Here is an 11132-nt window from a genome sequence, read left to right as displayed (position 1 = left end):
CCCTGGGCTCATGCAGCATGGTTATAGTGGCATCTCTGACTCCACCATGAGATTGACACCATGAAACAACGAATCGCGCTATCACTGCTGGCATTGGGGCCCCTGTTGCTCGTCCCACGCGTTTATGCCACGGCAGATGAGCCCATGGCGAGCATAGTGGAAAAGGCTGTCCAGCCGCTGCTGGAGGAGTACCGGATCCCGGGCATGGCGGTCGCCGTGCTGAAGGAGGGCAAGCCTCACTACTTCAATTATGGCGTCGCCAATCGGGAGAGCGGCCGGCGCATCAGCGAGCGGACCCTGTTCGAGATTGGTTCGGTCAGCAAGACCTTTACTGCGACCCTGGGCACCTACGCGGTCGTCAAAGGGGGCTTTCGGCTGGATGACAAGGTGAGCCAGCACGCGCCCTGGTTGCAGAATTCGGCGTTTGATCGGGTCACCATGGCCCAGCTGGCGACCTACAGCGCAGGGGGCTTGCCGTTGCAGTTTCCTGATGCGGTCGACTCAAACGAGAGAATGCGCCAGTACTACCGGCAGTGGTCACCGCTTTATGTGGCAGGTACTCATCGCGAGTACTCCAACCCCAGCATAGGTCTGTTCGGCCATCTGGCGGCGAGCACCCTGGGCCAACCATTCAGACAACTGATGAGCCAGACCCTGCTGCCCAAGCTCGATTTGCAGCACACCTATCTCGAGGTGCCAGACGCAGCCATGGCTGACTACGCCTACGGCTATTCGAAGGAAGACAAACCCGTCAGGGTCAATCCCGGAGTGCTGGCAGACGAGGCCTATGGCATCAAGACCAGCGCGGCGGATCTCATCAAGTTTGTTGGCGCCAACATGACAGGCAGTGGCGACAAGGCGGTGCAGCAAGCGCTGGCCATGACCCGTACCGGTTTCTACTCGGTGGGAGAGATGACTCAGGGGCTGGGGTGGGAGAGCTACGCCTATCCCGTGACCGAGCAGGAGCTGTTGGCGGGCAATTCACCGGCGGTGAGCTTCAAAGCCAATCCGGTCAAGCCCTTTGTGGAACCCAGAGCGATGGGGAACGAGCGACTCTACAACAAGACAGGCTCGACCAACGGTTTTGGTGCCTATGTGGTGTTTGTCCCGGCCAGAGGTGTGGGCATCGTCATGCTGGCCAATCGCAACTACCCCATCGAGGCCAGGGTCAAGGCCGCCTATGCCATCCTGCGCCATCTGGCGCCCTGATGGCCGCATTCAATGTTTGGCCATGATAAGTGGCTGGTTGACGTAAACAATGACGCCGGGCTGATCCCGGCGTCGTTGTTTATGGGGCGTGGAGGGGGATAAGCGGATTAGCCGTACTGCTCTTCCATCCAGGCTTCGACGATCAGCTGGGCGGAGACGCCGTCCACGCTGCCTTTCTCCAGGGCTCGATAGCCACCCTGCGCGAACAGGCGGGCCCGGGCATCCGTGGTGGTGAGCCGCTCATCCTTGAACTCCACCGGCTTGCCGAAGCGGCCGTGCAGACGATTGCCGAACTTGCGGGCGCGCACCGTGATCTCCTGATCGGTGCCGTCCATGTTGAGCGGCAGGCCGACAATGAGCAGGTCCGGTTGCCACTCCTTGAGCAGCTTCTCTATCTCGTCCCAGTTGGGGATGCCGTCGTTGGCCTTGAGGGCGCGCAGCGGGCGGGCCGTGCCGGTGAGCTCCTGGCCGATGGCGACCCCTATGCTCTTGGTGCCGTAGTCAAAGCCCATGATACTGCGTGATGACATTGAATAATTTCCTCAAAATGCGTCGCAAAATGCACAGCAGATTGCATCAGCCGTGGCCGATGTCGCTGGACAGGTGAACGGGATTGACGCCAATGCTGGCGGCGGCGCGTTGCCAGCGCTGGTGGATGGGGGTCTTGAAAACCAGATCCGGATTGGGAGGGATCACCAGCCAGGCGCCCTCGACCAGCTCCTGCTCCAGCTGACCTGCACTCCAGCCGGCATAACCCAGGGCGACCAGCCAGTGCTCCGGCGCCTCGTCGGTGCCCAGGGTCTCGAGAATGTCCTTGGAGGTGGTCACCATCACCTCGTCCCCCACCTGCAGGGTGGAGTTGAATCCGGGACGGAAGCTGTGCAGCACGAAGCCGCGATCGGCGTGCACCGGTCCCCCTTGCAGCACGGGCTGCTTGAGCTCCGGATTGGCGGGCGGGGCCAGTTTGAGCTGCGCCAGCATGGTCTCCAGCGACATATCCACCGGAATATTGACCACCAGCCCCATGGCGCCTTGTTCATTGTGTTCGCACAGGTAAACCAGCGAACGCTCGAAATAGGGGTCGGTGAGGCTCGGCATGGCGAGCAGGAAGTGATTTTGCAGTGTTTGCATATGGGCCAAATATTGCAAAGGTATTTGCGTCAATTATGGCAGCTCGCTTCGTCTGGCAAAACCGCTTTTTGGCGGCCGGTTCAGGCCTATCAATCTATTTCGGGTGGAGAGAAAGCCATGGAAGGTATTTCAATCAAGCAGAAGCTTATCCTGGGCTGCGTAGTCCCCCTGCTGGCGCTGTTGCTGCTGGTCATAGGGGCAACCCAGGCGATGTCCCAACTGATGACGGGGATAAACGCCATGTATCAGGGGGAGGTGGTCCAGCTCAAGGAGCTCAAGCAGATCGCCGATCTCTACGCGGTCAAGGTGATCGATGCTGCCAACAAGGCCAACGTCGGGGGCTTTGAACCTGCCCGCTCCAAGGCCGACATGAGCGCCGCCCAGCAGGAGATAACCCGGATCTGGCGCCAATATCGCAGCCACAACATGAGCGACGAGGAGCGCAGGCTGGCGGACAAGGTGGAGGGGTTGTTTGCCGCCGCCAATCACGAGATAGACAGCGTGATGCAGTTGCTGGATCGCCCGCAGGGGCAGGATCGCACGGCCCTCTCCGCCGCCATCATGCCCCTTTATCAGGTGATCGACCCGGTCAGCGATGCGGTGAGCGTGCTGGTGGAATATCAGCTGACGGAAGCGGAGAAGAAAGTGGCCGAGCTCAACCAGCTCAGGCAGCAGCTGACCCAGCTGTTTATCGCGCTGTTTGTGGTGGTGGGTGGCTGCGTGCTGTTTATCGGGATTTGGGCCGGGCGCAGCGTCAGCCAGCCACTGGCGGCCATGGGCCAGATCCTGCGCGGTATGCAGACGGATCTCGACTTGAGCAAGCAGGCCCCCGTACTGCGCAAGGATGAGATGGGCAGCCTGGCGCACTCCCTCAACGAGGTGATCCGCCATTTCCGCGGCCTCATCGCCCAGATCAACGACATGGCGGAGCAGCTTGCCAGAGAGTCGGCCCAGCTGGCCCATATCGGGGTCGAGAGCCGCCAGCGTTTTGCCCAGCAGCAGGCGGAGACGGATCAGACTGCCACCGCCATGAACCAGATGAGCAGCACTGTGGCCGAAGTGGCCAACAGTTCCAACAACGCCGCCGATGCGGCCCGTCATGCCGATGACAGCGCGCGGCACGGCCACAAGACAGTGGAAGACGCCATCCACCGGATGTCCGGTCTCTCCTCCCAGATCCAGAACACGGCAGCCATGATCACCCAGCTGGCGGATGACAGCCGGGACATCGGCAGCGTGATGGACGCCATTCGCGGCATTGCCGAGCAGACCAACCTGCTGGCTCTCAACGCCGCCATCGAAGCGGCCAGGGCCGGGGATCAGGGACGCGGCTTTGCTGTGGTCGCCGACGAGGTGCGCACCCTGGCCCAGCGCACCCAGCGTTCCACCGAAGAGATTGGCAAGACCATCATCAAGTTGCAGCAGGGGGCCAACCAGGCGGCCAGCAGCATGGAGCAGGGGCTGGAGCAGGTGGAGGAGTCCAACCGCACCGTGCTGGCCTGTGGTCAGGCGCTGGGGGATATCGTCAGTTCGGTCAACGTGATCAACGAGATGAACACCCAGATTGCCACGGCGGCGGAGGAGCAGAGCAAGGTGGCCGAGGAGATCACCCGCAACGTGGTCAATATCGCCCATATCTCGACCGAGTCGACCGAGGCGGCGACCCAGCTCAATCAGAGTTGCCACGAGCTGGAGCAGCTGTCGAACGATCTCAAGGCGAAGGTGGGGCAGTTCCGCTGCTAAGAGAGTACCGCCCGGGTGTGACGGCCTGATCCGTGAGCGGGGCTGAATGGATAGTGATGCTTCCCGCGTCAGCGGCAGAAACCGGAGGCAAAAAAAGAGGCGGCACAGGGTGCCGCCTCTTTCGTTGCTGTTTGTTGTTTGCCAGCGTTAGGCCTTGGCCAACCGGCGCTCGATGGCGTCCATCAGCATGCCGGTGATGTGAACCGGGAAGGCCGCCTCGATCTCGCGGATGCAGGTCGGGCTGGTCACGTTGATCTCGGTCAGGCGATCACCAATGATGTCGAGTCCGACGAAGATGAGGCCCTTCTCCTTGAGGGTCGGCCCCACCGCGCGAGCGATGGCCCAGTCGGAGACGCTCAAGGGGCGTGCCTCGCCACGACCGCCGGCGGCCAGGTTGCCGCGGGTTTCGCCCTGGGCCGGAATGCGTGCCAGGCAGTAGGGGACCGGCTCGCCGTCTACCACCAGCACCCGCTTGTCGCCATCCTTGATGGCCGGCAGATAGGTCTGCGCCATGCAGTAGCGCTGGCCGTGCGAGGTTAATGTCTCGATGATGACGCCGACGTTGGCGTCATCCTCCTTCATGCGGAAGATGGAGGCGCCGCCCATGCCGTCCAGCGGCTTGAGGATGACGTCCTTGTGCTGGGCGTGGAAGGCGCGCAGCTTGTCGGCACGACGCGTGACGAGCGTGGTCGGGGTGTGCTCGGCAAACCAGGCGGTGTAGAGCTTCTCGTTGGCGTCGCGCAGGCTCTGGGGCTTGTTGACGATGAGACAGCCCTCGTCCTCGGCGCGCTCCAGCATGTAGGTGGCGTAGATGAACTCGGTGTCGAACGGCGGATCCTTGCGCATCAGGATCACGTCCAGGCTGGAGAGGGGCTGATCGACCACCTCGCCCAGGTTGAACCAGTTGGCGTAGTCATGCTTGACCGTGAGCGGACGCATGGTGCCAAATGCCCGGCCTTCCTGCATGTAGAGATCCTTCATCTCCAGATAGAAGAGCTCGTAGCCGCGCTTTTGCGCCTCTTCGAGCATGGCGAAGCTGGAATCCTTCTTGATGTTGATGGACGAGATGGGGTCCATCACGATGCCGAGTTTAATGGTCATCCGCTGTTCCTTCTGGTAGCTCGATTGGGTGTTGTGACCCCCTCCCAGCCTCCCCCTACACAAGGGGGAGGAGCCTGTTGTTCCCTCCCCTGCGAAGGGGAGGGCCGGGGTGGGGTCGGCTGTCAGGCCAAATCGCCGAAGCGACACTGCAGTGCCGTAATGGCGGTCAGGGCGGCGGTTTCGGTGCGCAGCACCCGCGGTCCGAGCAGCATCTCCTTGAAATCTTCCTGCACGGTACGGGCGATCTCCTCGCCAGACAAGCCCCCTTCCGGGCCGATTAGCAGGCGCACGCCATGCTCCGGTACCGGCAGGGTGTTGATGCTGTACTCGGCGCGCGGGTGCAGGTTGAGCTTGAGCTCTTTGGTCTCTTCCGCCAGCCAGGCGTCCAGCTCCATCGGCATGCGCACCTCTGGCACCACATTGCGGCCGCACTGCTCGCAGGCGCTGATCACCACTTTCTGCCACTGCTCGCGTTTTTTCTCCAGCCGATCCGCCGGCAGCTTGACGCCGCAGCGCTCGGAGAAGAGCGGGGTGATGCAGGTGACGCCCAGCTCCACCGATTTCTGGATGGTGAAATCCATCTTGTCGCCGCGGCTGATCACCTGACCCAGGTGAATGGCGAGCGGTGACTCCACCGAGCGCTGTTCGCAGCTGTCTATGGTCACGTCCACCGACTTCTTGCCGACGCTGGTGATGGTGGCGGGATACTGGTTGCCGTCGCCATTGAACAGTTCGAGCTGCTGGCCCGGCTGCATGCGCAGCACCCGGCCGATGTGGTTGGCACCGTCTTCTGACAGGGCGAGGGTCTGGCCCGCCTGCAGGGCGGCCGGTTCATAGATACGTGGAATGCGCATGGCGGCTTATCAGTCTCTTGCTCGTTCAACAGGCGAGGATGCCTGATCCTCGCTATTAGATAGGGTTATTGGCACTGCTTTTCAATAAAGGGGTTGGTATTGCCCTGCAGCTTGCCGATGCGGCGATTGCGTTCGCACTCCCAGCCCTCGGCCGGGTACTGGCGATCCCAGGCTTCGAACAGTCTACGCTGTTGCGCGGCAAGGCGCAGCCCATACTGCTGGCTCATGTAGAGATAGGCGCGGGCGATCTGGCCGCGTACCGGCCCCTTGGGCGGCTGTACCCGGCGATCCTTGAAGTCCACCAGCATCTGGCACTGGCCGTATTGATCCGGCTTGCCGTTCCAGTCGGAGAAACGGAAGTTGGCGCGATCGCCGTTCACCTCGCCGATGGCGGGGTAGAGGTTGTGCATGTCCCCCTCCATCTTGTTGAACTCGTCGCTCTTGCCGCAGTTTTTGCGGCCTCCTTCCTGCCAGCATTTGAGCTGGTGGCCGAACTCCCAGGCGGGCACTACGTGTTCCCACTCGATGCGGGCGGCGCGCTTGGGTTGCTTGCGTGGTTCATAGCCGCAGCTGGCGAGATCCGGGCTCATTTTCCTGCCCTGATAGTCGATGTCGCAGCCACAGTAGAAGCTGGTGACGGCGGGTTGGGTCTGGTAGAGCCTGACCAGATCCTGCTTGGCTTCGCGAAAGGTCTGGGCATGCAGGGGGGCGCTGAGCAGCGGCAAACCGGCCAGCAGGGTCAGAGTGAGGGACAATAGCGGACGAAACATGGAGATCCTTGAAAATAAAGCAGTTTAACGTAACGAAGCGGGCACCCTAGCACAGAGGTGCGACACAGGTTGGCTTATTCCGTCTGGGCCCGTTCCAGTGCCGTATGGCAGCGGCGACAGTGATAGCGGGCCTCGCCGCGCATCACCTTGTTGTGGCGACGGATCGACAGCTGATGGAGCTGGCACTGACAGCGATAGGGCACGGTCGGCTGTGCCAGTACCGCGAGATCGAAGCTGTGGGTGGTTCTGGGCTCAAGGCCGAACACTTCCCGCATCACCGACTGCCACTGCCGGCCGTGGGGCAGTACCCGCGCCTTGCCGCGCCCTTCACCCCAGAGGGCATAGACCAGCAGGTGGGCGACCTCGTGGGGCACCACCTCGGCCAGAAAGGCCTGCTGGTTGGCCTGATAGAGGGCGGGGTTGAAGCGCAGTTCCCAGGTTTGCAACCGTGCCGACCCGGCTGCCCGGCCCCGCATGTTGCAATGAATGCGCGGGCGGGGGAAGGTGCGGCCAAGGCGTGCCTCGGCCTGGCTGAAGCAGGCGTCAACGTGTTGATGGAGCAGGGGTTCTAGCTGGGCAGACATGGGACTTCCGGTGGTCGGCAGACAAGCAAAAGGGGAGCCAGGCTCCCCTTTATATCACAACCGTGAGCCTTACAGGCCGGCGGCAGCGCGCAGCAGCTCGGCCTTGTCGGTCTGCTCCCAGGGGAACTCGTTGCGACCGAAGTGACCGTAGGCGGCGGTAGCCTGGTAGATGGGGCGCTTGAGATCCAGCATCTCGATCAGGCCATACGGGCGCAGTTCGAAGTGTTCGCGCACCAGCTTGACCAGCAGATCCTCGGCCACCTTGGCGGTGCCGAAGGTCTCGACGCTGATGGAGGTCGGCTCGGCCACGCCGATGGCGTAGGAGACCTGCACTTCACAACGATCAGCCAGGCCAGCGGCAACGATGTTTTTGGCCACGTAGCGGGCAGCGTAGGCGGCGGAGCGGTCAACTTTAGACGGATCCTTGCCGGAGAAGGCGCCACCACCGTGACGGGCCATGCCGCCGTAGGTGTCGACGATGATCTTGCGACCGGTCAGACCGCAGTCACCCATGGGGCCGCCGATAACGAAACGGCCGGTCGGGTTGATGAAGTACTTGGTGTCCTTGGTGATCCACTCTTGCGGCAGCACCGGCTTGATGATCTCTTCGCGTACCGCTTCCACCAGATCGCTGTGGCTGATGGAGTCACAGTGCTGGGTGGAGAGCACCACGGCGTCCACGCCCAGGATCTTGCCTGCGTCGTCGTAGGCGAAGGTCAGCTGGCTCTTGGCATCGGGACGCAGCCACGGCAGGGTGCCATTTTTGCGTACTTCGGCCTGGCGCTTGACCAGCAGGTGGGAGTAGGTGATGGGTGCCGGCATCAGCACGTCGGTTTCGTTGGTGGCGTAGCCGAACATCAGGCCCTGGTCACCGGCGCCCTGCTCCAGCGGGTCGCTGCGGTCAACGCCCTGGTTGATGTCAGGGGACTGCTTGCCGATGGCGTTCAGCACGGCGCAGGAGTCGGCATCGAAGCCCATGTCGGAGTGGGTGTAGCCAATCTCGCGCACGGTATTACGCACGATCTCTTCGATATCGACCCAGGCAGAGGTGGTTACTTCACCGGCCACCATGACCATGCCGGTCTTGACCAGGGTCTCGCAGGCGACGCGCGCCTTGGTGTCTTGCTGGAGAATGGCGTCCAGCACCGCATCGGAGATCTGGTCCGCGATTTTATCGGGATGGCCTTCGGAGACCGACTCGGAAGTAAACAGCTTTGCCATGATGAAATTCTCAGTTTGTCCGGGTTATCGCCAGTGCAATAACCGAGTGATATTGGGATGACTGTAGAGGTATCTACATCTGGACGTCTATTCTAGTTAGCGCCCCCCTTGAATGCCAGTACTATTTTCCCGCTACCGGCCAGTTTGGTTTCTTATGACACCTTGCTATCTCCAAAGGGATGGAGATCAAACGTTTGCAGCCGGTTTGGGCCGCCAACTCAAGGCGAGAAAAGCGATTGTCCTCCCAAAGCCACTTTATTCATCCAGATAACATTTGCACGGCGCGCGCCCTGCTGGGACAATAACGCGCCTTAATCTTGGCCATCAAATGAAGCAATCGCAGGAGATACAGATGCCTTCTCGTAAAGAGCTTGCCAATGCCATTCGTGCATTGAGTATGGATGCCGTTCAAAAAGCCAACTCCGGTCACCCGGGCGCCCCCATGGGAATGGCGGATATCGCCGAAGTATTGTGGCGCAGCCACCTGAAACATAACCCGAACAACCCCAAGTGGGCCGACCGCGACCGTTTCATCCTCTCCAACGGCCACGGCTCCATGCTGCTGTACTCCCTGCTGCACCTCTCCGGTTATGACCTCTCCATCGATGATCTGAAAAACTTCCGCCAGCTGCACTCTCGCACCCCGGGTCACCCGGAATACGGCTACGCGCCGGGCGTCGAGACCACTACTGGTCCGCTGGGTCAGGGCATCACCAACGCCGTGGGCATGGCGATCGCCGAGAAAGCCATGGCCGAGCAGTTCAACCAGCCGGGTCACGACATCGTTGACCACTACACCTACGCCTTCATGGGCGACGGCTGCCTGATGGAAGGTATCTCCCACGAGGCTTGCTCCCTGGCCGGCACCCTGCAACTGGGCAAGCTGATCGCGTTCTGGGATGACAACGGCATCTCCATCGACGGTCACGTGGAAGGCTGGTTCACCGACGACACCGTCAAGCGCTTCGAAGCCTACGGCTGGCACGTCATCCCGGCCGTTGACGGTCACAACCCGGAAGCGATCAACGCCGCCATCGAAGCCGCCAAGGCCGAGACCGGCAAGCCGACCCTGATCTGCTGCCGCACCATCATCGGTTACGGTTCCCCGAACAAGTCCGGCTCTCACGACTGCCACGGTGCACCGCTGGGCAACGACGAGATCGCCGCTGCCCGCGCCTTCCTGAAGTGGGACCACGCACCGTTCGAGATCCCGGCCGACATCGCCGCCGAGTGGAACGGTCGCGAGAAGGGCGCTGCGCTGGAAGCCGACTGGGCTGCCAAGTTCGCCGCCTATGAAGCCGCTCACCCGGCGCTGGCTGCCGAGTTCAAGCGCCGCAGCGCTGGCGAACTGCCGGCCAACTGGGCAAGCGAATCTGCCAAGATCATCGAAAACCTGCAGGCCAACCCGGCCAAGATCGCCACCCGCAAGGCCTCCCAGAACGCTCTGGAAGCCTTCGGCAAGTTGCTGCCGGAATTCATGGGTGGCTCCGCCGACCTGGCTCCGTCCAACCTGACCATGTGGTCCGGTTCCAAGTCCCTGACCAACGACGATGCCTCCGGCAACTACATCCACTACGGTGTACGCGAGTTCGGCATGTCCGCCATCATGAACGGTATCGCCCTGCACGGTGGTTTCATCCCCTACGGCGCCACCTTCCTGATGTTCATGGAGTACGCCCGCAACGCCCTGCGCATGGCCGCCCTGATGAAGCAGCGTTCCATCTTCGTTTACACCCACGACTCCATCGGTCTGGGTGAAGATGGCCCGACTCACCAGCCGGTCGAGCAGATCGCTTCCCTGCGTCTGACCCCGAACATGAGCACCTGGCGTCCGTGTGACCAGGTGGAATCCGCCATCGCCTGGAAACACGCCATCGAGCGTACCGACGGCCCGACCTCTCTGATCTTCTCTCGTCAGAACCTGGCCCAGATGGACCGTACCGCCCAGCAGCTGGCCGATGCCGCCAAGGGTGGTTATGTGCTGAAAGATTGCGCCGGTACCCCGGAGCTGATCCTGATCGCCACCGGTTCCGAAGTGGAGCTGGCCGTGGCCGCCTATGAGCAGCTGACTGCCAAGGGCCGTGCCGTGCGCGTGGTTTCCCTGCCTTGCACCGACGTATTCGACGCCCAATCCGCCGAGTACAAGGAGTCCGTCCTGCCGGCGGCCGTCACCAAGCGTGTGGCCATCGAAGCTGGTATCGCCGACTACTGGTACAAGTACGTGGGCTTTGGCGGCAAGATCATCGGCATGCGCTCCTTCGGCGAGTCCGCACCGGCCGAGCTGCTGTTCAAGGAATTTGGCTTTACCGTGGAAAACGTGGTTGCCACCGCTGAGTCCCTGTAATCCCTGATTGCTTTGTATAGAACTGAAAAGCGCCTCCCTCGGGAGGCGCTTTTTTTATATTACAATTATGGCTTGCAATATATAGCCAAGCCTTAATGTTAGTTCTATGGTATTAAGTTAATAAAAAGCGGAATAGACTTGGGAAGGTGCGAACAAGTCTGTGATATGAGATCAT

The 11132-nt window shown here is 61.5% G+C and carries 10 protein-coding genes; 3 read left to right on the top strand and 7 right to left on the bottom strand.

The features are described 5' to 3' along the window. The first annotated feature begins 60 nt into the window (after positions 1-60). Entirely contained in the window at positions 61-1209 is a 1149-nt protein-coding gene (gene ampC, locus MRK42_RS15930; RefSeq protein ID WP_338610994.1) for an FOX/MOX family class C beta-lactamase, read from the top strand. A 107-nt stretch (positions 1210-1316) separates the two neighbouring features. Here the strand turns inward: ampC and ruvX are convergent, their stop codons facing one another. Next, entirely contained in the window at positions 1317-1739 is a 423-nt protein-coding gene (gene ruvX, locus MRK42_RS15925; RefSeq protein WP_026457452.1) for a Holliday junction resolvase RuvX, read from the bottom strand. 46 nt (positions 1740-1785) lie between these two features. After that, complete coding sequence (locus MRK42_RS15920) at positions 1786-2340, bottom strand: YqgE/AlgH family protein (protein ID WP_216993924.1); 555 nt, start codon at positions 2338-2340, stop codon at positions 1786-1788. A gap of 117 nt (positions 2341-2457) precedes the next feature. Between MRK42_RS15920 and MRK42_RS15915 the strand changes: the two genes are divergently transcribed. Beyond that, positions 2458-4083, top strand: coding sequence for a methyl-accepting chemotaxis protein (locus tag MRK42_RS15915; protein ID WP_338610993.1), 1626 nt, complete (start codon positions 2458-2460; stop codon positions 4081-4083). A 147-nt stretch (positions 4084-4230) separates the two neighbouring features. On the opposite strand, the gene gshB is transcribed toward MRK42_RS15915, so the two are convergent. The 5 genes from gshB to metK all read right to left on the bottom strand — a co-directional run bounded on the left by gshB (position 4231) and on the right by metK (position 8613). Next, positions 4231-5184, bottom strand: a complete 954-nt coding sequence (gene gshB, locus MRK42_RS15910; protein WP_338610992.1) for a glutathione synthase — start codon at positions 5182-5184, stop codon at positions 4231-4233. Between the two features lie 122 nt (positions 5185-5306). Further along, positions 5307-6038, bottom strand: a complete 732-nt coding sequence (gene rsmE, locus MRK42_RS15905) for a 16S rRNA (uracil(1498)-N(3))-methyltransferase (RefSeq protein WP_338610991.1) — start codon at positions 6036-6038, stop codon at positions 5307-5309. 65 nt (positions 6039-6103) lie between these two features. Continuing rightward, positions 6104-6808 carry an endonuclease gene (locus tag MRK42_RS15900; RefSeq protein ID WP_026458599.1) on the bottom strand — a complete coding sequence of 235 codons (705 nt, stop codon included), beginning with the start codon at positions 6806-6808 and terminating at the stop codon, positions 6104-6106. A 74-nt stretch (positions 6809-6882) separates the two neighbouring features. Beyond that, complete coding sequence (locus tag MRK42_RS15895) at positions 6883-7392, bottom strand: SprT family zinc-dependent metalloprotease (RefSeq protein WP_338610990.1); 510 nt, start codon at positions 7390-7392, stop codon at positions 6883-6885. 69 nt (positions 7393-7461) lie between these two features. Further along, on the bottom strand, positions 7462-8613 hold the full coding sequence (gene metK, locus MRK42_RS15890) for a methionine adenosyltransferase (protein WP_026457661.1): 1152 nt from the start codon (positions 8611-8613) through the stop codon (positions 7462-7464). Positions 8614-8965: 352 nt separating this feature from the next. Between metK and tkt the strand changes: the two genes are divergently transcribed. Next, positions 8966-10957, top strand: coding sequence for a transketolase (gene tkt / locus MRK42_RS15885; RefSeq protein ID WP_338610989.1), 1992 nt, complete (start codon positions 8966-8968; stop codon positions 10955-10957). Positions 10958-11132 lie beyond the last annotated feature (175 nt).

Origin of the sequence: Aeromonas sp. 19NY04SH05-1, from assembly GCF_040581895.1 — a bacterium.
In the GTDB taxonomy this organism is placed as follows: domain Bacteria; phylum Pseudomonadota; class Gammaproteobacteria; order Enterobacterales; family Aeromonadaceae; genus Aeromonas; species Aeromonas enteropelogenes.
The sequence above is the reverse complement of the archived record's forward strand: the minus strand, read 5'-3'. Positions and strand labels throughout refer to the sequence as shown.

Coding starts and splice junctions, on each gene's coding strand:
- rsmE (WP_338610991.1), bottom strand. CDS start 6,038: ATGCGCATTCCACGTATCTATGAACCGGCCGCCCTGCAGGCGGGCCAG.
- MRK42_RS15900 (WP_026458599.1), bottom strand. CDS start 6,808: ATGTTTCGTCCGCTATTGTCCCTCACTCTGACCCTGCTGGCCGGTTTG.
- tkt (WP_338610989.1), top strand. CDS start 8,966: ATGCCTTCTCGTAAAGAGCTTGCCAATGCCATTCGTGCATTGAGTATG.
- MRK42_RS15920 (WP_216993924.1), bottom strand. CDS start 2,340: ATGCAAACACTGCAAAATCACTTCCTGCTCGCCATGCCGAGCCTCACC.
- ruvX (WP_026457452.1), bottom strand. CDS start 1,739: ATGTCATCACGCAGTATCATGGGCTTTGACTACGGCACCAAGAGCATA.
- MRK42_RS15915 (WP_338610993.1), top strand. CDS start 2,458: ATGGAAGGTATTTCAATCAAGCAGAAGCTTATCCTGGGCTGCGTAGTC.
- metK (WP_026457661.1), bottom strand. CDS start 8,613: ATGGCAAAGCTGTTTACTTCCGAGTCGGTCTCCGAAGGCCATCCCGAT.
- ampC (WP_338610994.1), top strand. CDS start 61: ATGAAACAACGAATCGCGCTATCACTGCTGGCATTGGGGCCCCTGTTG.
- gshB (WP_338610992.1), bottom strand. CDS start 5,184: ATGACCATTAAACTCGGCATCGTGATGGACCCCATCTCGTCCATCAAC.
- MRK42_RS15895 (WP_338610990.1), bottom strand. CDS start 7,392: ATGTCTGCCCAGCTAGAACCCCTGCTCCATCAACACGTTGACGCCTGC.